Annotated in this window: 25 protein-coding genes and 1 pseudogene; 16 read left to right on the top strand and 10 right to left on the bottom strand. The window is 42.1% G+C overall.

From position 1 onward, the window contains the following. Positions 1–4 precede the first annotated feature (4 nt). Positions 5–517 (top strand): hypothetical protein, encoded by a 513-nt coding sequence (locus FTT84_RS02055; protein ID WP_046127689.1) that lies wholly within the window; start codon positions 5–7, stop codon positions 515–517. A 64-nt stretch (positions 518–581) separates the two neighbouring features. Here the strand turns inward: FTT84_RS02055 and FTT84_RS02050 are convergent, their stop codons facing one another. After that, positions 582–1235 carry a hypothetical protein gene (locus FTT84_RS02050; protein ID WP_180079760.1) on the bottom strand — a complete coding sequence of 218 codons (654 nt, stop codon included), beginning with the start codon at positions 1233–1235 and terminating at the stop codon, positions 582–584. A gap of 164 nt (positions 1236–1399) precedes the next feature. Between FTT84_RS02050 and FTT84_RS02045 the strand changes: the two genes are divergently transcribed. Genes FTT84_RS02045 through FTT84_RS02025 form a run of 5 tightly spaced genes read left to right on the top strand, consistent with a single transcriptional unit; the run spans position 1400 to position 4516 of the window. After that, positions 1400–1822 (top strand): hypothetical protein, encoded by a 423-nt coding sequence (locus tag FTT84_RS02045; protein ID WP_180079762.1) that lies wholly within the window; start codon positions 1400–1402, stop codon positions 1820–1822. A gap of 5 nt (positions 1823–1827) precedes the next feature. Next, complete coding sequence (locus tag FTT84_RS02040; protein ID WP_044432047.1) at positions 1828–2337, top strand: hypothetical protein; 510 nt, start codon at positions 1828–1830, stop codon at positions 2335–2337. 9 nt (positions 2338–2346) lie between these two features. Then, a complete protein-coding gene (locus tag FTT84_RS02035) occupies positions 2347–2835 on the top strand; it encodes a hypothetical protein (protein WP_044432045.1) in 489 nt (162 codons plus the stop codon). Between the two features lie 7 nt (positions 2836–2842). Beyond that, positions 2843–3607 (top strand): M48 family metallopeptidase, encoded by a 765-nt coding sequence (locus FTT84_RS02030; protein ID WP_257223345.1) that lies wholly within the window; start codon positions 2843–2845, stop codon positions 3605–3607. Positions 3608–3622: 15 nt separating this feature from the next. After that, on the top strand, positions 3623–4516 hold the full coding sequence (locus tag FTT84_RS02025) for a hypothetical protein (protein ID WP_044432041.1): 894 nt from the start codon (positions 3623–3625) through the stop codon (positions 4514–4516). A gap of 156 nt (positions 4517–4672) precedes the next feature. Here FTT84_RS02025 and FTT84_RS02020 read toward each other — a convergent pair whose 3' ends face one another. Next, positions 4673–5035, bottom strand: coding sequence for a hypothetical protein (locus FTT84_RS02020; RefSeq protein WP_044432039.1), 363 nt, complete (start codon positions 5033–5035; stop codon positions 4673–4675). Positions 5036–5095: 60 nt separating this feature from the next. Between FTT84_RS02020 and FTT84_RS02015 the strand changes: the two genes are divergently transcribed. Continuing rightward, positions 5096–5842, top strand: a complete 747-nt coding sequence (locus FTT84_RS02015) for a hypothetical protein (RefSeq protein WP_044432037.1) — start codon at positions 5096–5098, stop codon at positions 5840–5842. A 99-nt stretch (positions 5843–5941) separates the two neighbouring features. Here the strand turns inward: FTT84_RS02015 and FTT84_RS02010 are convergent, their stop codons facing one another. After that, the gene (locus FTT84_RS02010; RefSeq protein WP_044432035.1) at positions 5942–6295 is read right to left on the bottom strand and encodes a hypothetical protein; all 354 of its coding nucleotides are present in this window, start codon (positions 6293–6295) and stop codon (positions 5942–5944) included. A gap of 47 nt (positions 6296–6342) precedes the next feature. On the opposite strand from FTT84_RS02010, the gene FTT84_RS02005 reads away from it, so the two are divergent. The 7 genes from FTT84_RS02005 (at position 6343) to FTT84_RS01975 (ending at position 13439) form a co-directional block, all read left to right on the top strand. Beyond that, entirely contained in the window at positions 6343–6888 is a 546-nt protein-coding gene (locus FTT84_RS02005; protein WP_257223346.1) for a hypothetical protein, read from the top strand. 90 nt (positions 6889–6978) lie between these two features. After that, a complete protein-coding gene (locus FTT84_RS02000) occupies positions 6979–8301 on the top strand; it encodes a hypothetical protein (protein WP_044432033.1) in 1323 nt (440 codons plus the stop codon). 1 nt (position 8302) lies between these two features. Continuing rightward, positions 8303–9070 carry a hypothetical protein gene (locus FTT84_RS01995; protein ID WP_078389378.1) on the top strand — a complete coding sequence of 256 codons (768 nt, stop codon included), beginning with the start codon at positions 8303–8305 and terminating at the stop codon, positions 9068–9070. A gap of 6 nt (positions 9071–9076) precedes the next feature. After that, positions 9077–9460 carry a hypothetical protein gene (locus FTT84_RS01990; RefSeq protein WP_042892771.1) on the top strand — a complete coding sequence of 128 codons (384 nt, stop codon included), beginning with the start codon at positions 9077–9079 and terminating at the stop codon, positions 9458–9460. An 18-nt stretch (positions 9461–9478) separates the two neighbouring features. Beyond that, positions 9479–11119: an LPD1 domain-containing protein gene (locus FTT84_RS01985; RefSeq protein ID WP_180079764.1), complete on the top strand. Its 1641-nt coding sequence runs from the start codon at positions 9479–9481 to the stop codon at positions 11117–11119. Then, positions 11116–12786 carry a PcfJ domain-containing protein gene (locus FTT84_RS01980; protein WP_180079766.1) on the top strand — a complete coding sequence of 557 codons (1671 nt, stop codon included), beginning with the start codon at positions 11116–11118 and terminating at the stop codon, positions 12784–12786. Before FTT84_RS01985 ends, FTT84_RS01980 begins: the two co-directional genes overlap by 4 nt. A 71-nt stretch (positions 12787–12857) precedes the next feature. After that, positions 12858–13439 (top strand): hypothetical protein, encoded by a 582-nt coding sequence (locus tag FTT84_RS01975; protein WP_180079768.1) that lies wholly within the window; start codon positions 12858–12860, stop codon positions 13437–13439. Positions 13440–13762: 323 nt separating this feature from the next. Here FTT84_RS01975 and FTT84_RS01970 read toward each other — a convergent pair whose 3' ends face one another. The 4 genes and pseudogenes from FTT84_RS01970 to FTT84_RS01955 form a co-directional block, all read right to left on the bottom strand. Beyond that, a complete protein-coding gene (locus FTT84_RS01970; protein WP_038350024.1) occupies positions 13763–13996 on the bottom strand; it encodes a hypothetical protein in 234 nt (77 codons plus the stop codon). A 604-nt stretch (positions 13997–14600) separates the two neighbouring features. Then, positions 14601–15972 (bottom strand): annotated as a pseudogene (locus tag FTT84_RS01965) (IS1182-like element ISCfr1 family transposase). Positions 15973–16086: 114 nt separating this feature from the next. Then, a complete protein-coding gene (locus FTT84_RS01960) occupies positions 16087–17223 on the bottom strand; it encodes a DUF3883 domain-containing protein (RefSeq protein ID WP_000080860.1) in 1137 nt (378 codons plus the stop codon). A 50-nt stretch (positions 17224–17273) separates the two neighbouring features. Then, the gene (locus tag FTT84_RS01955; protein ID WP_000248278.1) at positions 17274–17501 is read right to left on the bottom strand and encodes a hypothetical protein; all 228 of its coding nucleotides are present in this window, start codon (positions 17499–17501) and stop codon (positions 17274–17276) included. Between the two features lie 23 nt (positions 17502–17524). On the opposite strand from FTT84_RS01955, the gene FTT84_RS01950 reads away from it, so the two are divergent. After that, positions 17525–17716, top strand: coding sequence for a hypothetical protein (locus tag FTT84_RS01950; protein WP_000951934.1), 192 nt, complete (start codon positions 17525–17527; stop codon positions 17714–17716). A gap of 481 nt (positions 17717–18197) precedes the next feature. Here FTT84_RS01950 and FTT84_RS01945 read toward each other — a convergent pair whose 3' ends face one another. The 3 genes from FTT84_RS01945 to FTT84_RS01935 all read right to left on the bottom strand — a co-directional run bounded on the left by FTT84_RS01945 (position 18198) and on the right by FTT84_RS01935 (position 21006). Then, the gene (locus tag FTT84_RS01945; protein WP_000587837.1) at positions 18198–18740 is read right to left on the bottom strand and encodes an AAA family ATPase; all 543 of its coding nucleotides are present in this window, start codon (positions 18738–18740) and stop codon (positions 18198–18200) included. Positions 18741–18752: 12 nt separating this feature from the next. Continuing rightward, positions 18753–19613: an aminoglycoside N-acetyltransferase AAC(3)-IId gene (gene aac(3)-IId / locus FTT84_RS01940; RefSeq protein WP_000557454.1), complete on the bottom strand. Its 861-nt coding sequence runs from the start codon at positions 19611–19613 to the stop codon at positions 18753–18755. A gap of 400 nt (positions 19614–20013) precedes the next feature. Then, complete coding sequence (locus FTT84_RS01935; protein ID WP_005028482.1) at positions 20014–21006, bottom strand: IS5-like element ISAba23 family transposase; 993 nt, start codon at positions 21004–21006, stop codon at positions 20014–20016. Positions 21007–21337: 331 nt separating this feature from the next. Between FTT84_RS01935 and FTT84_RS01930 the strand changes: the two genes are divergently transcribed. Continuing rightward, positions 21338–22567 carry an MFS transporter gene (locus FTT84_RS01930; protein WP_180058975.1) on the top strand — a complete coding sequence of 410 codons (1230 nt, stop codon included), beginning with the start codon at positions 21338–21340 and terminating at the stop codon, positions 22565–22567. Positions 22568–22817: the final 250 nt, after the last annotated feature.

The following is a 22817-nucleotide window of genomic DNA, read 5'->3' as shown; positions in this document are numbered from 1 at the left end:
GAATATGAAATTTGTTATTAAAAATGGCATTGGTACACGTAAAGTCGAAGTGGATCTCGCATTAGATATACCATTGGTGCTACAAAAATCCATTTCTGTAATTGAGTATGAAGATTTCTTTAAATATTTTAGTGAGCAACATTTTCACATTTGCAAATTTAGAACGTTGAACTTTAAAGGTAATAGAGTAGAGGGAAGTAGTAAGGAATTAAATCGCTTTATCTGGCTTGCTATGGCACATCAAGCTTATATGGAGCGTAAAGCTTTACTACCAAGTAAATATATTGCGGATCTAGAAGCTTCAATTTCAAGCATGTTTAATTTAGAGAGCGAATCGCGAGAATGGTACCGAGCTATTCACAAAGCCATAGATGCTTACCTTAAATCACAATTTCCTGAAGCAATAGAGTTTTTACCTTCCAATATTGCACCACTGGATGAAGTGACTAAAATTCTTATGCAAGAAGTACAGCCAGTGATACCAGTTGCAGACGAGCCAGCGAAGCTTTATAGCTGATTCTAGAAATAATTAAGACATAAAAAAACCATCTAAAAATTAGATGGTTTTTTTGTTTGTGTTTTTATAATTTTGCGAATACTTCAGGATTGTCATTCATAAACTGTTCAATGAAATCATTGTCTAATTCGACATGTTTTGGAAGCTTCTCATGTTCACGAACAATGGATTTTATAGATTCAATATTTTGCTGATTGAAAACAGGTGTTGTACGGCTCTTATAGCCAGTATCAGCCATCGCATAGCGATCATCAAACATACCTGAAGAAGTATTAGAATCGACTTCTGAGTCGCTTATAGATAGTGTTAAGTTGCGGTCTTCAGCTAACTTTAAAATGAATTCGTCAGAGATAAAGTTACGTAGCTCATGCAGCATAGATTCAACTTTATTGTGTTTAAAAAGCACCTTTGCAATTGAACGACAAGATAAGAAACCTTTTGTGATGTTTAGATCTAGTAATTTTTGAGGAATGATTGGATCGCTTTTCTTGTTGCTATTCGCGATCTGTTCAACTTCTTCATCAGTCATAGAAGCAATAATGTTTTTAAAGAAATTGCCATATTGAAACTTTTCAATTTTCTCCAGCATTGTCACTTGTTCTGTATCTAATAAGCAAAAAGAAATAGGTTTAAGCTTGCGTTGGTCGGTTTTGCTTAAACTGCCATTTTGGTTTAAGCGGTTCTCTTTGGTTTTAGCGATAGTTTTAGAGTTAGTCATTTTAAACACCTTTCAATATGTTTTAAACTTTGGTTAATACCAATAATCATATTATAAGCGGTTTTAGCTAAAATACAAAAAATGAACATTTTGTTTTTTTAAAAAAATCTTTTAAATGTTTTTCGTATATACTATAACAATATCTATCTTAAAAGGTATAACGCGTGATTAAAACTGATACAGGCGATACGATTGGAGAGGGTTTAACGAGTCCTCAGGATGAAGTTCTAGCATTGTTAGAAGAATGCTTAAACACTGAACAATATACAGCTCGTATTACTTATATATGTGAAGATGGCGGTCAATTAGTAGGTAAAAAGGCAGCTTTAAAGATTTTAAAGGAACAAGAGGACAATGGTTTAATGCTGGTGCCAATACCAGTCTTAGGAAAACAACTAAGAGTCTGGAGTGGTTTAAGTAAAACCAAAATGTCTAGTCACATAGGCTTGTACAACAATATACAGTGGTCAAAGTTTGAAAGTGGCGAAAAGTTAATAACAAAGCAAGCGTGGACATTACTTCAACTTAGACTTGGGGTTCATCCAAAATACAAATTGGTTTTAAAAAATGAATTAGATGTCGAGTGAATTATATGTTAGTGAAATTAGCCCTTAGTGGTCATGCTTCTCCAGAAGCTTTAAGTAAATTTGAACGTATCAAAGCGTATGTGCCAGATAGCGCACCTGTTTTGGTCACATACTTTAATAAACAAGTTTTATTAAGTGATCTACTGGTTAATTTTTCTAATTTTTTACCATCGCTCGAAATCACAAAAGATAAAGACATGCTGGTTACGATTAGAGGAAATGAAACACCTTTAGTCGAATTTATTGTCAATTTAAAACTATACAGCATGAAATTAGGCAAACTTTTCTTTGAATTTGAGAATCAATTTAAAGAAAAAGAGCAAGACTTTAAGGACTTTATTAAACGTCACAAACTTAAAGGTTTTGATCATGCCAATTTTGTTAATTACGTGAAACTAGGTGCATATGATAGTGCTTTAGACCTTATCAAACACCAGTACGAAAGCGTTAAAAAAACATTCTTTGTACTGTTTAAAGATCGTTTCACCCTATTAGAAAGCAAGGGTTTTATTTAAGGATATTCTATGGAAATGTTAGATCCATCAAACACAAACCCTGGACTCTTTTTAGTCATAATGGCTACGGCAATTGGTACCATACTTTTTGGTTTTTTAATGGTCGCTTTAATTGCACGATATAAGTTCAAGATTAAAGTTACGGTATCTAGTTTTATAGCTGCAGTTACTTTATCTGTATTTAGCTTTATATGCTTTGGTTCACTTGGTCCGATGGAACCTAAATACAGTACTTCAGTTGTTCAGCTTTATGCGTTGGGCTTACTGGCTGGTACTTTAATATTAAATATAGTTCTTCTGAAATTATTCAGCCCTAAAACTATTGAACAGTTAGCTTTGAAAGGCTTTAATAAGTCAGAAAATGAACAAAAAGAGCATTACAAAAACATCTTAAAAGAGTTTAAATGCATTACTGATTTGGAAGATAAAAACAAGCTTAATAAGCGCAGTTTTAACTTGTTAAATGTTTTTAAAAATAAAGGAAAACAAAATGTTTGATTTTAAGATGAAATCTTTGTGTGTTTTGGCTGTTGCCGGATCTCTTTTAACTGGTTGCGTATCTAGTACTATTGATGGAATGGGTTCTAAACGCAAACAAATCATGTTGTATTCTGAAAAAGAATATCTTCAGCAAAGTACTCAGTCTTACAACAACATCATCACGACTGCTAAACAGCGTGGATTGATTGTGAATAACGCTCAAGTAAATAGAGTAGCAAAACGTCTTATCGCACAAGTTCCACATTATCGAGCTGACGCAGCAAATTGGAATTGGGAAGTTAATACAATCCGAGATAATGAAATCAACGCGTTTTGTCTATCTGGAGGCAAGATCGGTGTGTTGACTGGTTCTATCACAAAAATTAATGCAACTGATGATGAATTGGCTGCACTGATCGGCCACGAAATTGCACATGCTTTACGTGATCATGGGCGTGAAAAGGTAAGTAAAAAGCTTTTAACTGGTTTAGGTGTGCTTGCAGCTAGTTCGGCTGGTCTAGGTGACATGGTTGTATCTGGCACAAGCTTACTAGGCGATTATGGGGTTAACTTACCTGGTTCGCGCAAACTTGAAAGTGAAGCGGATCTTCTAGGTGTTGATATTATGGTTCGTGCTGGTTACAACCCACAGGGCGCAATCAGCTTTTGGAATAAAGTAGTAGCCCAAGAAAAACAGGGCACTAAAATTGATTTCTTATCAACGCATCCTACTTCAGAAAAACGAATTGTAGAGATCCAAGACTACATCAACCAAAATTACAGGAAATAATAAAAGGAGCTGGTTATGGATATTTACACAGTTATCCGAGTGAGCAAAAAGTTGTTTGACCACGGTTATGTTGTAATACCAGAACACAAAGTAGATTTTAAATCGGCTTTACTGCTCTTAAATGAACAAACCGTTGATGATCGATTTCTAATATCTAAAGATATAGTAGGTGCTGAAATCAGAGGGAATTTTGCCTTAATTGAAAAGGAGGGGAAGTTTCAATTGTTCACCAAAGGAATAGATTACTTTTGTTTGAATGTTGAGCCTGAAAAATCCAGTACTGATCCTAAACCTGAAAAAGAGGTAAAAAAGAGTAATGTTGTTCTCAAAAACCGTTATTTATATAAAAGTGGCGTGAAGCAGATCGGGGAGCTGGACACGTACAAGAAAAGAAGCGTCAAGATTACGAATGTAGGAAAACCATTTGTACTAAAACAAAAATTGCATGACGTTCCAGATTGGCTTTTTGAAAAGCTAAAAGACCAAGAGGTATGTTGGATCTATTTTGAATATGCTGAAGAACAATTATCAGAAGCACCAATAGAAACTGCACCAATCAATTTAAAAAGTGACATTGAAAGTTGTGTTAAATACTTTAAGTTACATGGTGAAAAAACAAGAAAAAAACCAATTATCAATGCTGAAGCACCAGGTAACGTAAACCTATTCAGATATTGTGATTTACGGCGCATTGATCAGGAATTAAAAGTCTTATTTGTTTGTAGTGAAAACTATCTTTGGTTACTGGAACAAAATAGACAAGATCCACTACCTAACATCAAATTAAACAATATTAGTTTTGGCGGTTGGATCATTCCCAAGACGACAAACCAAGATATGTTAAATAAGCTAATAATGTTAGATAAAGAATTGAAAACGAATCCAGGTGCTTATCATCTAAGGGATTAAGAAAGGTTTCGGCAAGAAACGCCCCTCAACAAAAGTTCTGTTTCTTGCCTACACCTTAGAGGTCAATAATGAAAACAAAAAGCCATTCCCTTACGAAAGTTCATGACCTTAAATTATCAATAACCAATAGTTTAATACACCTACAATAAAAAAGTTTTAGTGATCGTGGTGATCTGTTTCAATTACGTCAGTATTGTTTGCATTAAACTTAGCTTGCTCTTTATAAAAATTATAGTCGGCATTGTCGTATACAAGCTCTTTTGGGTAAGGGATACCAATTTCATCAAGCATTAAAGCGTAATAATGCGGTATTGGCTTGGTTGGATTGAAGTATGGTTCAGGGTAGTACTGAGTAACGACTTTAGCGGAGTAGGAGTTAACGAGTTGATCTACATCGCTTTCTATTGTTTTTTGTTGGTCATTGTAATAAGAGTCAACAAGCTCTTTGTCTGAGTGGCTTGCTGCACAACCTGAAAATATTAAAGGTATTAAAATAGCGATAATTCTATAATGTTTCATTTTAAATAGGCTCAGGTGTAGTGTATATTTAATGGAACGTTAAAATACTTTAGATTATACATGACTTTTAAAGATGCTGTAACACCACCTTTTAGCAGAGGAAAAAGAGAACATAAGTTCTTGGCTAAAATGTTAAAATCTGAAAAAGATAAGATTAAGCTTTATACCAAAAGCTTAAGAAAAATTACTTTTAATGAGCTTTTAATTAGAGCAACTTTAATCTTAGTTGTGGTTTTTGCGTTAAGTTTTTGTATCTTTGGCGTATACCTATCTTTGAACGGTTTATTTTCAAAAGATGTGCATTTAGGAATTATTGGCATTATAGGTGATAGTAGTAGAATAATATTATGTACCATCTCAGCTATATTGTGTGCGGTTACAGCCTTCAAATTGTTTAAGAAAGCAAAAATTGACTGGAAAGAACATCAGTCATCAAAACGATATGCCAAAGCAATAACGAAAGAGTACCAGTCATTAAATAATTTGATTTTGGAACAGATTAAACAAGATAAAACAGGCAGTTATTGGCTGAACAGCAAAGAGATCCTGAGCATAACAGAGCAATACGAAGATAACATAAATGAAAACACAAAAGATTATCTGGTAAGTTTTACGCAAGATACGACTAAAAAGTATGTTAGGTTTTACATATATAATAATTCGCATATCTCTAATGGGTATACCAATGTTTTACATATACACTCGACTACTTTAACAATTTATTCACATTGTCTAAGTTATTCGGATTCGTTAAGTGTTAAAGACCTTTTAGCTATTTCTGTTAAAAGTATTTGCATAAATTATTAGTTTTACTATAATACTTTTAAGAACAAAATTTAAATGTTTCTTACGACATTAAAAGAATGGGAGGCTTATAGCTTCCCATTTTTCTTTTTAAAATAACTATTATTTTTCTAAAACATCATTTGCCTTTTTCTCAAAACCCTTAACTTCTGCTAAAAGTTCTTTATTTTGGGCCATTGTGTCAGTAAAGGTCTGTTTCGAGAATTTAATGAATTCCAATGCATCATTGATTGATTGTTCTTTGCTGGGCTTCACGTACTTAGGCAGCTTATTGAATTCAGTATCCACATTTCTATTGATCGCAGAAAAGTCTTTATCAAGCGACTCGAATGCTGCACTGGTTGACTCAAGCTGTATACGTTCAGAAACTCTATGGTCGATGTTTTGGAACACCAGGAACACACATACAAAAACTAAACTAGCAATTAAACTATTTTTTAGAACAACTGTATCCATTTTAAACCCTTTAACATTTCTTTGATATTTTTAGTATAATCACTTCAATGTCTTTAAAAATTTTTTTAAAAAATATGTCTAAAGCCTCTAACGTTGAGCTCTTAAACTTTTATAGTCTTGTGGAAGTACCTTTTAAATATGCTCACAAAGAGGTGTTGTTCTCCATTTCTATTTTATATTTTAACGGTAAAACTAAATCATACGTTCATTATCACAAATTTGAAGATGAAGAATTGCAGACTGTTCTAGGGTATGTGGTTTCGGAGAGTCTGGCGTGGACCTTTGGATCTTTGAAAACTGATAAATTCACTGTTAATCAGAATTTTATTTTCAATACAGTGCAAGAAGTGGAAAAAAGCCTTAAAGAACAAATAAATGCTGTATATAAAAGCACGGGTATAAATGCTAAGTTTTCCATGCAATATGCCTTAAAGGATAAGCCATCTGCAGAAAACAACGACTTATTAGAGAAGATATTTGCGATTGATAAAATGCTACCATTTGCTTTTACATTTAATATTAACGGCGGTTATGAAGTTGCATTAAAAGAATGTTCGTTAAAACTAATTAATGATATTGGGTTTTTCGCTTAAAAGTCCTTAAACTATTAAATACCACTTCATTAAAACTTATTTTTAATTATAATGTGGGGTATTAGTAGTTTTAAGTTAGGTCATTAAGTAGTGAATAAGAAAACCCTTACCATAGCGATATTGTCAGTTTTACTATTTGGTTGTGATAAGTTAAAGCCTTCAAATACTGATACTGCATCTCAAGAAGAACAAATAGATCCCATTGAAAAGAAAGTTGAGGAACAAGTTCGCAAATATGATGAACGTGTTACCACTTACAATCCATCTAACTACAAATTACCTCAATCAAGCCTTTCTACCACCAACCACAAAGTAGCGTGTAATTTTGGTGTAGGGGGAGATCTACCAGCTTTGGCATCAAATGGCATGTTCTCACAGCCGTTATATCGTATTGAAGCTGAGCAGATCATGGATAAAGTTCAGGGCGATGTGATGTATGCCCCTTATTCAATCGCGACATCTGTTGAGGGTGATGTTTTATATGAATCTGAAATTGATAGCTTTGATCGACAGCTAAATACATTACGAAGTTATCAAATTAAATCATCTGAACAAAATATCATTTCGTCATCTGGCTTTTACACCAATTCAAACAAAGCTGTTCGTATGGCACCTATCCGCAGTTACCCGGTTGCTTATGTGAAGCGCTTGGACGGCGATATTGTTTCTACATCTATGTTTAATGATGCATGCGACAAAGAAGTAGGTGTACGTAACTACAAATGGCGCGAAATTGATGTGTCGGGCAAACCATATGCAAGTTTGGCATCCACTGTATCTGAGCAGATTGTTCGGGTGAATCAGTTTGGCATGTTCACCAGTGCATCAAATTTTTACAGCTACTTCAGTAGTGAGTTTGGCAACTTCTTGGCTGCAAATAACAAGTTTAGATCCGCATTGGAGAAATCAGGACGTTTCCCTAAAGGTTCAAAAATCTACGTTCCATCTGAGATTAAAACGTCTGATGAAACACTGGTGATTACGAAGAACCCTGAGCTTGAAATTACAGACTTCCAAAAAGACAAGGTTTTAGAGGCATACAACAAAGAGGCCAAAATGCGGAATCTTGGCCAGATCGTATTCAAGGTCTACAACCTCAAAAACAATACTGTTTTCTATACACCATGGAATGAAACCAAGCACCGTGAAGCGGTCGAGTTTGAACCTATTGTTGTTATCGATGGCAAGGCTTATTCAGCAGTTTGGCATGTTCCTAATACTTTGACATTCAATGATTCGACCAGTGCTGGAAACTTAACGTATTACAACGCTACGGCGCATAACGCATTCGTCAATGCTGTTAAAGGTATATACCAAGGTCAGCAAAGCATGGTTGGTACAGAGCACGAAGATGATACCGAATATTCAATGAAGACTGCAGTTGAATACCAGAAAGCTCAGGCAGAGAAATAATATGGAATTAAGCACTATTGAAAAGAATACCGAAGCTCAAGACATTCAATCTGATGCGTATGACCAGCGTGTACATTCAGTACTGATAGTACCTGAACATGCCCTAAAAAAAATTGAGTCGATGATTTTGGCTACTGGTCATGTACAAAGTGACAGTACCAATCTTTTAGAAGTTTTAAGGCCAATGCCTGAAGAATTCAGAAAAGACGTTGATAACACCGAATTTACAGAAAAAGAAAACGGCGACATCGGTGATGCAGCCGTGGTCATTGTTGATGGTTTGATTCACGACACAAAACGCGGTGTTTGGATCTCTCAAAATTGGGGTTGTGGTAGTCCTAAATTCACCAAGCTTATTCAGGCTGGAGCTGAGCCACCAATTGAACTGATTGGCAAAAATAAGGGGGATAAGTTTAGTGCGACTTTAACGCACGAATTTCAAAAAGCGTATGAGCGAATGGGTTATACCCAAAAACAGGTCGGTTATATACACATCCTATCAAATGGTGCACCAACGACTTTCTTTAACTACCTGAGTGACGAATTGCTGTGCAAACTGGAATTCATATCAGTAGACAACAACCGTTTAAACGCCTCACAAACTAACTTTTACAGTGCCGTAGAGCGAGGATCTGTTTCAGATTGGGGAGTGAGCTATCACAGAAAACCTTTTAACTTAGAAAATTACCCGATCAATTCTCTATTGGTGTCGGGATTAACAATAACTTTTATTTTGTACCTGATTTACAGCTATCTTTTTGGAGCTTAATAACAAATGAAATATTTAAACAGACCATCTCAAAACCGCGAAAACCATCATTACTTTAATCAACAACAGGGCGACAATAGAAAACAGCACAATCCGAACCATCATCACCACTCTATTAGCTTAAATGATGTATTTCGGTCGTTATTAGCCCTTACTCAACTAGACAAAGACATCCCGACATTGATCAAGCTTTTTGAAGAACAAGGGCTTGAAATATGCGAAACGCGTGTACGCACTTGGTCAACACCCGTGCATATCAACAATAGACCAATACCACACATTATTTTTGTTGGTTTTATGAAATTACTTGAGCGCATCAATGCTGAAGCGAAACTCAAAGATATTAATCTGTTTGATCTGTCAGAGATCTTGGACGATATACGCAACTAACAATTAAGTGGTTTAGCTATGACTGAAGAAATAAATAGTAATGAAAAAAAAGATGGTCCTATTACGGATGTAGGTAAAAAGTTTGCTGGTGCACGTAAAGACAACCCATCACCAGACTTTTCAGGCAACATGAATGGAATTAAGTCTGACAGCCTAGTGACTAAAAAGGAATATTGGCAAAAGCCTGATTTTAGAGCTGATGCCCAATCTGGCCACAAACCTGTAAAACATGCACTATTATTTTCTTTGGTCTATGCAAACTTAACCAACAAGCCTTTAGGGGGTGGTTGGTTTTGCATAGATCAAAAGCAATGGGATGATGCCTACATTGCTACACTACACTTCTTAAAAAACAAATATGAAAGCTCACACTACGAACGTTTAGAACAACTGACAGACGACTTTAATGCGTACATGAGCGTTAAGTTTGGTGCTGGACGAAGTGAAAAAGATATTTTAGAACGCTACTCAGCTGGACGACATACCAATCGCAGAGTTAAACACCCACTATCATTTAGTTCAGACACACAGTTACGCTTAAATAATCTAATCCCTTTAGGATGGCCAGACGATCGTGTACTTGATGCAGATAATTATGGTGCCAAAAAGTTATTAAACACTGAGACTGGTCAATATAAGTGGTATGCCGTTAAATCCATTTCAGCAAAGCGCTTTCAAACACTAGATGATTGGACAGAATACGACACATTCAATGCAGCACTAGAAAAAGTAAAAACATTTTTTCAGCCAATTTTAGATGAACGAGTCATAGAACCCAAAAAAGGACGCGCAAAACCCCCAAAAAGACCGCGCTACGACAGAGTTGAAGTACGCGAGGGTAAGGACCATCGAAAGGGTGAAAACATCGATAGCCAGTTGCTTATGGACTATTTCAAATTTTCTGGAGTCGAGTTCGGTAATTGGGTAAATCAAAAGGAACGTGCATGGTTTCTGAATTGCACGTATGACTCACTAATGGATCTTGTCGAACTTCTAGGTCTACCCGTTACGTTCGCATCTTTAGGCGGTAAGCTAGGAATAGCATTCGGTTCGCGTGGCACAGGCGTTGATAGCGCAGCTGCTCACTTTGAACCAGGTAATATGCTTATTCATTTGACCAAGACGCAAGGTGTTGGAGCACTAGCCCATGAGTTCGCGCACGGATTTGATTGTGTTTTGGCAAAACGAAACGGACTCAATAATAACTTTTTTAGCGAATACTTTCTTTACACCAGTAAAGGGCGTTACTCAGTACAGAATCATCAAGAGTCAGCATACAAACATCTTAAAGATGGCCAGACTGCAGATAAGTTTATCAAGCTGGTTAATTATCTTACTTTTAAGTCAACCAAATACCTTGATTACGAAGAAAGACAAGGCGGTACGGGCTTTATGAATAACGCCATGCACCTAGATCAATCACGGTCAATGTATTGGTCACAGCCAACAGAAATCTTTGCCAGACTGTTTGAATGTTGGGTGACGGATAAGCTGGCTGAAAATGATCAACAAAATGGGTTTTTGGTGCACGGCACAGAAGAGTCGGCAAATAGTTGGAATATGAAGTTAAGCGCATATCCAACAGGCAGAGAACGGGCAATTTTAGTTGATTTGATGGATGATTGGCTAAAAGCATTAGTGAGGTCGTGGACGAAATGAATGCAATCACCAAGACCTCAAAAAAAGAACGGATCTTATTCAATAATCCCAAAGCAACACGACTTTACAGGGAAGCAATAACAGAGCTTATTGCGTTTAAACCTTGGGAAGTTAACGCCACTGAGAATATGCTTACGATCTGCAACACCTACCGCTATGTCGTGAATAAACGTTGTTGTTTAGGGTACGAGTTTTGGTGTTACGACCGAAGCGAAAAAGAATGGGTACGTGTTAAGCCCTCAAGCGGTCGCCACAACCCAATCTACCGAATTAATTATTTCAGCTACGGTCATTACACCTCATTTGGAGAAATCTTTGTCAAGGTAGCCACCGACTTTCTTCATGTAAAGAGAATCGAGAAAGGTTTTAACTTCACGAGCAAAGAGCTTACGCTTGTGGAAATACTGTATATGTCTTACATAAGAGGCTTATACAAAAACCACTCATACTCAAATTACGTCATAGTTGAATGGTTTAAAAGAACCAGTGGGATCGACTTCACACATATTGTAAAGACAGGTTTTAAGGTTGGCTACTATACAGCACGGCATCTGCAAACACTCAAAATCGTAGATTTCTTGGCAAAGAGAAGTCTAGATTGTGCTGCAGCTGAAAGGTACATCATAAACAATCCAGATTTTACCGCGCTATATGTCTACCTAGATCCGCTGGACCGCGAGAAAAGAATCACAGCCGAACTTTTAAATGACGGCGTATTTTTGAATATTGATGGTTGTATGAATTATCTGTTCAAAATACCGAGAAAATCATTTAACCGGTTTAAAAACATTGGTACCTCAATCACGGCTCATTTTTTTGGAACAATCAGAACTGATCTTGAGTACGGCAGAGAAAATGCCTTGATGGATGGTAAGCCAAACGGCACCTATGATGAACATATATACCGTTTCAGAGAACATCAAAGCGTTGAGATCCTACTTTATTTGAGTGGACTACATCTGGAGCTAGGTGTAAAAAAACCGAATAGTCGTTTTATAAATCGCTTGCTAAACAGGACTCTTCGCCATGTGTTGCGTGGCAATAACTGGCAGTTGTGCAAACATAACATTAAGACCATTTACCATGCTTTCTATAAGCATATGTATATCAACAAAGACACAAAGGCACGTAACGCCTATATCGGGAAGCAGTCAGAATCAAACCAGCTTTCTTCAGATATAGATATAATCTTTGATTACATGCAACAGGTTAGAGCTCACCAGTTTGATAAGCGGTCAAGCATCCAAGGCATGAAGATCCGTATTCAAAAATGGTTAGATGAAAAAAATAGACTGCAGATAGAAAACAAAAAACAAAAATTAATCGATCGCAACTGGCCAGCAAGAGTCTTACCCGAACCAGTTGAGCACAACGGGTACCGTTTTACTGAGATCCTGAATTTTTATGACCTCTACATCGAGGGAAGTAAAATGAGCCATTGTGTATATCACAACTTTAAACACTCAGTAGAAGAGGGTTCAGTGCTCGTATTCCATGTTCAACAAGACAACGATCTAGAAGAACAGGCGACACTTGGTTTAGAGATGGTCGATCAAAAATATATGGTTTTTCAAAATTACGGATACCGTAACAAGGTACCGAGTGATGGCCTTAAAAAAGCTACACGAGCATTTTTAAAAGAAATTAATCAAAACCAAGTTCGTTAATTAAAGACAAATAGTTAAAATCATTGTGCAAAAATTAAGTTTTGTATCCATATTTAAGTGGTAGGAAAAATATGCCAAATATTCCAACAAACTCATGTTCAAACTTCAAAGAATTTACGTTGTATTTGAGTGAAACAGATTGTAATAAAGGTATTATATATCTATCAACAGGGGCCGGTGAATTTACCGCCAAAATAGATTTGACAGGAGGGATAAATTGGAACTTCTCGAAAAAGAACATGTATAAGCCTGTTATACAATTTCAAGCCATAGTCTTTATGCATGATCAGTTACTATCAGCGTTTGAAAACAACAGTGGAAAGTACTTTGGTGGATTATCGTCAGCGATTGATCAAGTAAAGGCTAAGATTACTCGCATATACAAAAAAATGGAGTCTGGTGAGAAAACAAAGGAAATTCAGGTTGAGAAAGCCTACATTGAAGATATACAGGCAAAGTATTTAGAAATTGTTCAGGAAATGATTATGCGTAATGGTGCATCATGTAAATACATTAAGCCACCAGAAAGTATTAACCAGAAAGGTCGTCTAGAATATATTGGTGGTATTTATGATCAACAGTTAGGTTTATACCGTGTTGTGAGTCTAATGGACCATTACTATAATTTCGATGGTTTTGATGTAAAGAACTAATTTAAATCCTAAGCTAAATATTTGCTTTATGATTTTTTTATACAATAAAGTTTTGTATTTAAAAAATCCTATCAATTTTTTGGCTTTGTAAAATGTTCGAGAATCTCACCAATGACAACTTATGTGTCGCGTGACGGAACAATGAGCTACTACCCTATTTATTTTGTATCGGATTTAACAGAATTAAAATTCTCAAAGGAGTAGAAAAGGCACTACCCCACAATTTTTTTCTCTCAAAATGTCATTCACTGTCATTTTTTAGTGGCAAGTACCAGGTGCAATTCTTTTTACGGTGTATTACACCGTAGATGTTTTGAGTGAGCTTAGCTGGCACCGTAAAAGTTTTGATCGACAAAATATCCAAAGTCAACTGGACTGTTAATCCATTTGCTAAACAAAACGTGAAACAGCAAATTATTGTAGTCTATATATTTTTCATAATTGTTCACGATACCTAAGTTCAGCAAGTTTTTTTCAAACTCAATGCGTTCAATGGGTTCTGATTTCACAAATGCATGGATGGATGCTTTGATTGTGGGAGGAAAATAAAGTGTCATCCTAACTACAGGACCCTGCAACGTAGCAATTCCTGTAAAAATCCATTTAAAACAATGACTTATTTCAATTCTGCCATCTGCAAGCGTTTTGTGGGGATGGAGGCCGGAATCATTAAAGTATCATCCTAATTTTCGCTCAACCTTGGAAAATGCTGAGAATCGTAAAAATAAAGTTTCATCCTTTCCGCTACTAGTTCAAGGCTTTCTTCCGGCCGCCGGCAACAACGCTGCTTGGCTGAGGCGATCCACTTGCGCTACCGCTCACTGATCAGATCGAACTTGAACTCGACGAGCAGCCAACCATCAGGCCGAGCGTGATCGCCAAAAAAAACGGATCATGCGAAATCCTTCGTTGAGTTTGGCGCGGGTTTTAGCAAATCAGCTGGCCCGCGATCCGGTTGAGAGTGATCCGAAGCGGTCCTTGACGACCGGCACAAATCGGCCGATTCTGTTGAAAAAGTAGCTTTAGCGGCAGCCTGCCGATCAGGTGTGCCTGCTGTCGAAGTGGCTGCAAGCCACTTCAAGTTGCCTTCCGGCGTTTCACTGAGCGTCCTTGCTCAGGTTTAAGGGTTAATTTGAGGGTTTCTGCTCGTAGCAGGCATACCTATCCCGTCAGCGGTGGCCCTTGAGGCAAAAGCTTGGCCATGCGGCGCAGGTTCTGCACCATCGCAGCCAAGGTGAATTCGTCAGTGGCACCCGTTAGGCCACGCAGTCGTAAACGGTCGAGTTTCATGATCCGTTTGAGGTGGGCGAAAAGCATCTCCACCTTCTTTCGTTCGCAGCGAGAGACGAGGTACTCCGGTGTCTTGGCGATGCGTCGAGCCACGTCGCGGGCAGCCTCATGGATGCTGCGGACGATCTTCCGATTCGGCGTGTTGGGGCAGCATTTCGCTTTCAACGGGCAGGTGGCGCAGTCGGTTTGGCTGGAGCGGTAAATGACGGTTTTGGCCTTAGTTACCCGCGACCTTTGCTGGGTGAAGGCGCGCCATTCACTGCGTAGCGGTTTGCCGGCTGGGCAGCGATATTCATTGGCGTCCTGACTCCAGTGAAAGTCGTTACTGGAGAGGCTGTCGTCCTTGCGCTCGGTCTTGTCCCACACCGGCACATGCGGTTCGATGTCCTTTTCTTCGACCATCCAGGCCAGCATCGGGGCGGTGCCATAAGCGGTATCGCCGATAAGGCGTTCCGGTGTGAGATCGAACTGCGCCTCGACACGCTCGACCATCGTCCTAGTCGAATCGACTTCGGCGGTACGGTGCGCCGGGGTAGCTTCCACGTCCATGATCACACCGTGCTCAGTGTCGATCAGGTAATTCGTGGAGTAGGCAAAAAAGGCCGGGCCACCTGGCGCTGCTGTCCAACGGGACTGAGGATCAGTGAGCGAAATTTTCTTGGGAAGAGCCTCAGCCAGCGCCTCTTCATCAAGGGCTTCGAGGTACTCGCGCACTGCGCGGCTGCTGAGCTTTGGATCGTTCCAATCGACCTCATCTCCCGCCACCCCACGTTGCCGGCTGGCATCCGCCTTAATGATGCTGGCGTCGACGGCGAAACCTTCACCCTTGACTAGGCCGGCTGCCATGCAGCGCCGCAGCACCTCATTGAATAACCAGCGGAATAGATCGCTGTCACGAAAACGCCCATGGCGATTCTTCGAGAAGGTCGAGTGATTGGGGACTTCGTCTTCCAGACCCAACCGGCAGAACCAGCGATAGGCCAGGTTCAGGTGCACCTCTTCGCACAATCGCCGCTCGGAACGAATGCCATAGCAAGTAGCCGACGACCAGCATGCGCACCATCAACTCCGGGTCAATCGAGGGACGCCCGATGGGGCTATAGAAATCTGCCAGGTAGGCACGTAGATCACTGAGATCCAAGCACTGGTCGATGCTGCGCAGGAGATGTTGGGCCGGGACGTGATCTTCCAGATTGAACGAGTAGAACAGGCGCTGCTGTCCTCCCGGTAACTGTCCCATCATGCTGTTCGCCCCCACGCTCGCTGACAAAGCAATTTTGCCAACGGCATGGGGAGGCCGCTACTTTTTCAACAGAATCGGCCGCACACAGCCATTCGGCTCAACAGAACCCTGCCTTTACCCCACCAAACTCCGGAAACTCGCCCGGTAGTCCGTCGGCTTGAGATGCACATGTTGGCTGAGGTCGCCGGGTAGCGTGAACAGGCGCGGACCGTCCCGAAACTGGAACACGCGATACAGATGGAATTGATCGCCCGCCTCCTTGGAGAATTCGAGTTCGTTGTGGCTGACCAAGAAAGACGAGCCTACCCCGCCATTGGTGGTTTTCACCTCGATGAAGCGCTCATGGGCGTCCTCTTCGAACGACAGGATGTCGAACCCCGCACCGTCTCCCTGGGTGTCGGACACCCAATCCAGCCGCTGAAAAAGCTCTGGGTGGCCGAGCTCGGTCAGGCGTTGCTGTTCGTAGCCAATCACCCACTGCTCCCCTGCCCGGCCCAGCTTGCGGTTGGCTTCATCGCGAGCGGCATAATCGAACTTTCGCGGTAGGCGTTGCCGTAGAGATGCCGGGGTACGCACAAGCACTTCACGGGCGGGTGGTTCTACCAAAGCCGCTCGGTAGGTTTTGTCACCCGGAAGTTTTACCTCCTCCAGGGCATCGACAAGAGCGCCGACCGTCTGCTGATGTTCCAGAACGTAGGCGTGTACGGATTTACGCAGCAGCAGTTGGCTGTTGCCGCGTGGCTTGTAGCCGTTGATATAGGGCAGGCCCAGGGCATCGAGTACGGCGCTAATGTTCTGGTGCTTGAGCTCGACTGAAGACTTGCTGCGACCGTTCAGCAGTTGGCGCAGTGCCTGGTTGTGCTCGGACTTGTTGTACGGCTCCCCAGCCGCCTCGGCACGCAGCATGTCGAAATAGTCTTCGACCGTGGCCAGGACCTCTTCTTCGGACCAGTCTTCGCCGATGCGAATGATGCGAAACCCGAGCCGCGTCAGCGCCGGAACGACGGTCGCCTCGCCACCGGAGAAGCTGTCAGCAGTGAGCGGGCCCTGCTCGGGAAATTGCTTGCCGAAGGCCACACCGGCGATGGCCTTGGAATCGCAATCGGTGCCGGTCTTCGGATCACGTACCAGGAAGTCGCGGGACTTGCCGTAGCCGTGGCGCGCCAGGAATTTCGTGCGGCCCAGTTGCACGAACTCATCGATGGCAGCCTGCACGGCGGCGGGGCTTCGAAGCTGGGAGAGTTGAGACACAGGGTCCTTCCTTACTGTCATGGTGTGCCGGGAACCGCCGAGCCACGAGATTATGAGTAGCCCCTGAACAGAAACGTCACGATAAAAGCCGTGAACGCCACCAGGCCCATTAAATCCCTTGCGTATTTGCAGCCCGTGCTGTCCAAACCTGTACCAGGTCCGATCAACACGCTCCAACCATTGAGGTACGAAAACACCGCCTGACCGAACAAAAAATGCGTGATAGCCGCCGCAGCCATGACGCCGGAATCGTCAGACAGGCTGTAGCTGTTGACCATTGCCCTGTACGCCTGCATCTGAAATGGCTATTGCCCTGATGGGAGCCGGCTTTTCAGCCACCGACACCAGCGATGCCGTCAATATTCTTTACCCGATAACCATGACCGTACAAGCTAACAAGGCCTGGCAAGCCAGCGGACTTAAAAAGTCTTTTTTTCTACCATCCCACAAAAAAGTTCGTGGTGGAGAAAAGATAAGCTATGCAAGGCTTTAGGAGACGTGGTTTTTCAGGATGACGAAGAACGATTCGGCGCTAGGTGCAACATAGGTGCATCGCACGAGCGCTAGGAACGGCGAAAAAAGGCGGACGTGGCGAAATCGGTAGACGCAGCAGACTTTAAAATTGGAGTGCCCGCGGGGAAATCCGCGGAGTAGAACCGCTCAAAGTCGGGGAACGCTAACGGGCAATACCCTAAGCCAATCCCGAGCCAAGCCCCTTCGGGGGAAGGTGTAGAGACTGGACGGGCGGCGCCTAAAGCCTTCGGGCAATGGCGAAGGGACAGTCCAGACCACGAACGTCATCAGACGGCGGCGAAAGTCGAGGTGGTACGAAAATCTGCTTCTCTGTGAGAGTACGGGTTCGAGTCCCGTCGTCCGCACCACAAAGCCAAACATCCCTGCGATGATCGACCTCTGGGCGTTTGGTCGTGAGCCCGCCACCCTCGCGCTACGCTTTGCGCAGGCGTCGAAGGCGATCAGGTGCGCCCATCGATTCCGTCGAGCACCATCGCTGCGAGTTCATCGCTGGTGTGTGCACCACTATCGAGAACACGGGTTGTGCATGGAAGCCGTTCCCTTGCGGCCAAGCATCGGGCGACATTCGCTAATCGCCACTCTCGAATCTCCGCATTTCGATTCGGGTCAGGATGCATGGTCTGGTTCGCGATCCGGTGACGCAATAGGTCCTCGTTGAGCGTCAGAAAGATGTGCAGCAGCTGATCGTCGATCCGCCTTACCCCGTCGAGTATCTCAGTCAGATAGTCCGGGTGCACGAGCGTCATTGGGATGATGATGTCCTGCGAGTAATTCCTTCGAATCTCCCTGACCGCCGCGATCGTAAGTCCCCTCCACAAGGGGAGATCCTGATAGTCTCCGCTCGCTGGCATGGGGACCGTTTCTTTCACCACGAACCCGATTTCCTCGGGGTCAAAGATCAGCGATTTGGAACGCCGATCGCGCAGCCGCTTAGCGAGCGTCGTCTTTCCGGCGCCGAAAGGTCCGTTGATCCAGATTATCATTGTCGACGGCCTCTAACCTGAAGGCTCGCAAGAGCGCTCGACGGCCTCGTGCGGAGGCACGATCGGAGTGGTTCCGAAATGCTTCTCAAGATAGGTGACGCCGAACGTCACGATGTCCTGCGCGTCGAACAGGTAGCACTGAGCAAAGCCCACGACACCTTCTCGATGGCGACCGAGCTTCACGTAAGCATTTGCTATAGTTTCAACCGCATCCGGCTTTCCTTCGATAGCAAAGCAATCGAGAATGCCGTTTGAATCGTAATCCGATGCCGTTTTCCAGGCGACTTCACCGTCTCTTCCAAGCATCGGCATCTCATACGTCACCCACCGTTTGTTGGGGATATCGGCAACCGCCTCGGCGTAGTGCAATGCGGTAACGGAGTTTAGCGGCGCACCCAACAGCAGGGCCTTCCCGCCAAGGCGAACGAACCGCTCGACGGGCGATCCTTCCCCCAAGGCGTGACCGAGTTCGTGAGGCTCCGTCAGCGTTTCAGCCAGCGGACCAACCGCGACCATCGATGCATCGGGGTGCGCGCTGCGCCGCGCGCCGGGGGCTTGAACCAGAAATTGATTCAGCAGGCCGAACCCACGGTAAGTCCCGGCTGTTGCGGGATCGAACGGCAGCCAGGTACGGCGGGCTTCGTCATCCAGCCGAGCGCCATTCAGAGTCTCCTCGTAGGGTGATCGGTCCCACGACGCGTATCCCATCACAGTGCCAGTCGGCCCAACCGCGGAGCGTAACGCGGCAACGACCGTCTCCGCTCCTCCTTCGACCGGACCAATCGCTTTAAGTGAGGCATGCACCATCAAGAGGTCACCGGTTTGGACTCCGAGTTTTTGAAGCGCCTCCGTTATTGCCTTCCGCGTATGCATCGCGATATCTCCTCTAAACTGCAAAACACTATACCTATCGAGATATCACTCTACTATACCTATCGAGATATATAGAGGTGGTCCCACTTGTTTGAACAACTAAAAGCGTATTTATAAGTGATATTCCGCTCTAGTTAAGCCACCTTGTTTTGTTGGGGTAGCTGATCATAGTAAAACTCATTTGGTGTCATTTTGTCTAGACTCGAATGAGGTCGTTTCAAATTATAAGAGACCTTTGCACGAAACAGCCCCTTTGCTCGAGGCATACCACCAAACCGAAAAAAAACAAAGAATGGCAATGAAATAAGCAAAACAATGGCTAAATCATGGATAAAATCTCCAAATGGTTGTTAAATTTGTGTCTATTGGCTGAGCTTACTAACCAACAGACACAATAACCCTAGGCGAGTCCGTATTTTCGTTTCAAGCTTAGGGCAGTTTTTAAATTATGCACCATGCTTGCAAGCAAAGTGCTGGTATGAAATTGCATTAACCCTAAATGACGAGCTTTGCTCATCCCATAATGCAGTTTAAAATGTCCAAAGACCCGCTCAACGGTGTTTCTAGTTTGGCTCTTTTGGGTATTATTGCGTTTTTGCTGTTCGGTTAAGGGTGTATTGCGCCATGCTCTATCATGAATATGATTTTTTATCGGTGGTTCATGCTCGGCAAGGTAGTCATCATGGGCTTGGCTTTTATACGCACTGTCAGCATACACGGCTGATTCATCATCTGTTAACAGCGTGGTAAAACATTGGGAATCATGGACATTGGCAGGGGTAGTTTCAACCTTTTTGACAAAGCTGTCTTCATCACAGTTGAGATGAATTTTAAAGCCGTAGGTGGTTTTTACTTTACCTGTACTGTCTTTTTTACTGACATAGGCGGCTTCGTTATCTTGGGTATTGTCGGTGTGTTTGCCTTTCTTAGGTCGTTTGTTTTTAGCTTCAACGATACTGGCATCGATGATGCTGACACTGCCCGCTTTGATAAAAATGTTTTGTTGGGCTAGTTGCTCATTGATTTGGTTGAACAATGGTTCAATCAGTCTAAGCTCACCTAGGTGTTTGTGGTATCGCCAAATGGTGCTATGGTCGGGTACATCATCCGTTAATGATAGGCCAACAAAGCGACGAAATAGTAAGTCTCGTGCCAGTTGTTTTTCCATGGCTGGATCCGATAGGTTATAGAGTTTTTGTAAGAGTAATACTTTAAACATGATGACAGGGTGAAAGGCAGATTCCCCACGCTCACTGCTATGAACGTGGCGTAAGGTTTGCTCGATAGTTTGCCAGTCAATTAGGTTGTGTAGTTCATCTAATTCTTCGATGGCTTTGTGAGCGTTAATGAGACTGTCTGCTAGGGAGAGTTGCCCTGTTTGTTTCCATGCCATAGTCGTGTTTTTTGCTAGGTGATTGATTTTATTGTATTATACCAATTTAATGAACTTTTGTGTGTTTATTCGTGCAAAGGTTTCTATAAACTGCTAAACTACACCCACTCAAATTAGTGGGTGTAATTAGTTTGAGTTATAAAAATCTCACAACTGAAATCGTTTGATCTATCTTAGACACCTTGTGAATACGGTGTATTAAGCCGCGAAATCTCAGCGCATTCAAAAAAACGTAATTTAATAAATTTCTCAGTGCTTGCCATTGGGCTTAGTCGTCTCTCCCTCTAACTGACTTTGCTCAGGCTTGTACGCATTTTATATGTAGATAACAATGCAAAACGTACAAACTTTAAAGTTAAGCCGTGCCACATTGATGTTTCCTTTGGCATTGGTTTTATTCGAATTTTCGGTCTATATCGGTAATGATTTAGTCCAACCTGCCATGCTCGCCATTACCCAAGATTTTGGGGTCAGCAGTGCATGGGCACCGTCGTCTATGTCTTTTTACTTACTGGGCGGTGCTTGTGTCGCATGGTTGCTTGGGCCACTCTCAGACCGTTTAGGCCGTAAAAAGGTGTTGCTCGCAGGTGTAGCATTTTTTGTGCTGACCTGCCTTGCAATTTTACTCACTCAAAATATTGAGTCTTTTTTGGCACTCCGCTTTTTACAAGGTGTGGGGCTGTCGATGATTTCTGCGGTGGGTTATGCCGCAGTACAGGAAAGTTTTGAAGAGCGTGATGCCATTAAAGTCATGGCTCTCATGGCGAATATTTCTTTGCTAGCACCGTTACTTGGTCCTGTGGTCGGGGCGTTTATGATTGACCATGTGTCATGGCATTGGGGCTTTATTGGCATTGCCTTTTTGGCTTTTTTAAGTTGGTTTGGTTTAAAAGCCAAAATGCCTGCGACACAACAGCGTCATTCTAAAAAGCCGCTGCGCTATATTTGGGATGACTATAAGACGGTCTATAAAAATAAGACCTTTTTGGCGCTCACCTTTGGCCTACCCATGGTCGCGATGCCGTTGATGCTGTGGATAGCACTGTCACCCGTGATCTTGGTGGAAGAACTTGGCTTGAGCAGTATGCAATACGGCTTGGCACAGTTCTCCGTCTTGGGCGGTCTCATTCTGGGCAACATTGTACTGATTAAAGTCATCGACAAAATGGCACTGGGTAAAACCGTGTTACTCGGTTTGCCCTTGATGTTCATCGGTACGCTGTTGGTAGTGCTCGGCACGATTTTCCAAAGCTATTTCTTGCCGTTACTGATTGTGGGGATGACTTTGGTGAGCTTCGGTGAAGGCATTAGTTTTTCAGTGTTATACCGCTTTGCGTTGATGTCATCGGAAGTGTCCAAAGGGACGGTTGCTGCAGCCGTTTCGGTTCTGATGATGTTTACGTTCTTCTTCGTGATTGAACTGGTTCGCATAGCTTATGTGGCATTTGGTCTTTGGGCTTATAGTTTAGTCTGCCTCATTTTGATTGCACTTTGGTTTAGCTTTCCACGTGCGACCGTGAAAAAAGTGATGCAAAAACGTCTTGAGAGTGGTGTTTACTAAAATTTTATTCACTGAATTCAGCGAAGCTCACATCATAAAAAAGCGCCCATTCAAATGAATGTGCGCTTTTTTATTATGGCTTTAAATAATCCTTTTTAAAGCCAGTTTTTAAACTCAGGCTTCTATTATTAATGAAGTTTTCGGACCATTCAGGATCGTTCGATTTACTCAAAATATCTTTGAGCCAAACCTTTAATGTTTCAATTGGATAATCTGCATTTTTGTATAAGTTAATCACGGTGATAATCTG

The organism is Acinetobacter sp. YH01019, assembly GCF_013420285.1.
GTDB classification, from domain to species: Bacteria; Pseudomonadota; Gammaproteobacteria; order Pseudomonadales; family Moraxellaceae; genus Acinetobacter; species Acinetobacter gandensis.
This window is presented reverse-complemented; position numbering and strand designations above follow the sequence as displayed.

Excerpts from the sequence above, each read along its gene's own strand:
- FTT84_RS02035 (WP_044432045.1), top strand. The coding sequence starts at position 2,347 with ATGGAAATGTTAGATCCATCAAACACAAACCCTGGACTCTTTTTAGTC.
- FTT84_RS01995 (WP_078389378.1), top strand. The coding sequence starts at position 8,303 with ATGGAATTAAGCACTATTGAAAAGAATACCGAAGCTCAAGACATTCAA.
- FTT84_RS01950 (WP_000951934.1), top strand. The coding sequence starts at position 17,525 with ATGGCTATTGCCCTGATGGGAGCCGGCTTTTCAGCCACCGACACCAGC.
- FTT84_RS01930 (WP_180058975.1), top strand. The coding sequence starts at position 21,338 with ATGCAAAACGTACAAACTTTAAAGTTAAGCCGTGCCACATTGATGTTT.
- FTT84_RS01985 (WP_180079764.1), top strand. The coding sequence starts at position 9,479 with ATGACTGAAGAAATAAATAGTAATGAAAAAAAAGATGGTCCTATTACG.
- FTT84_RS01935 (WP_005028482.1), bottom strand. The coding sequence starts at position 21,006 with ATGGCATGGAAACAAACAGGGCAACTCTCCCTAGCAGACAGTCTCATT.
- FTT84_RS02055 (WP_046127689.1), top strand. The coding sequence starts at position 5 with ATGAAATTTGTTATTAAAAATGGCATTGGTACACGTAAAGTCGAAGTG.
- FTT84_RS02050 (WP_180079760.1), bottom strand. The coding sequence starts at position 1,235 with ATGACTAACTCTAAAACTATCGCTAAAACCAAAGAGAACCGCTTAAAC.
- FTT84_RS01980 (WP_180079766.1), top strand. The coding sequence starts at position 11,116 with ATGAATGCAATCACCAAGACCTCAAAAAAAGAACGGATCTTATTCAAT.
- FTT84_RS01990 (WP_042892771.1), top strand. The coding sequence starts at position 9,077 with ATGAAATATTTAAACAGACCATCTCAAAACCGCGAAAACCATCATTAC.
- FTT84_RS02025 (WP_044432041.1), top strand. The coding sequence starts at position 3,623 with ATGGATATTTACACAGTTATCCGAGTGAGCAAAAAGTTGTTTGACCAC.
- FTT84_RS01945 (WP_000587837.1), bottom strand. The coding sequence starts at position 18,740 with ATGATAATCTGGATCAACGGACCTTTCGGCGCCGGAAAGACGACGCTC.
- FTT84_RS02020 (WP_044432039.1), bottom strand. The coding sequence starts at position 5,035 with ATGAAACATTATAGAATTATCGCTATTTTAATACCTTTAATATTTTCA.
- FTT84_RS02015 (WP_044432037.1), top strand. The coding sequence starts at position 5,096 with ATGACTTTTAAAGATGCTGTAACACCACCTTTTAGCAGAGGAAAAAGA.
- FTT84_RS01970 (WP_038350024.1), bottom strand. The coding sequence starts at position 13,996 with ATGACACTTTATTTTCCTCCCACAATCAAAGCATCCATCCATGCATTT.
- FTT84_RS02010 (WP_044432035.1), bottom strand. The coding sequence starts at position 6,295 with ATGGATACAGTTGTTCTAAAAAATAGTTTAATTGCTAGTTTAGTTTTT.
- FTT84_RS02040 (WP_044432047.1), top strand. The coding sequence starts at position 1,828 with ATGTTAGTGAAATTAGCCCTTAGTGGTCATGCTTCTCCAGAAGCTTTA.
- FTT84_RS02030 (WP_257223345.1), top strand. The coding sequence starts at position 2,843 with ATGAAATCTTTGTGTGTTTTGGCTGTTGCCGGATCTCTTTTAACTGGT.
- FTT84_RS01975 (WP_180079768.1), top strand. The coding sequence starts at position 12,858 with ATGCCAAATATTCCAACAAACTCATGTTCAAACTTCAAAGAATTTACG.
- FTT84_RS02005 (WP_257223346.1), top strand. The coding sequence starts at position 6,343 with ATGTCTTTAAAAATTTTTTTAAAAAATATGTCTAAAGCCTCTAACGTT.
- FTT84_RS01955 (WP_000248278.1), bottom strand. The coding sequence starts at position 17,501 with ATGGTCAACAGCTACAGCCTGTCTGACGATTCCGGCGTCATGGCTGCG.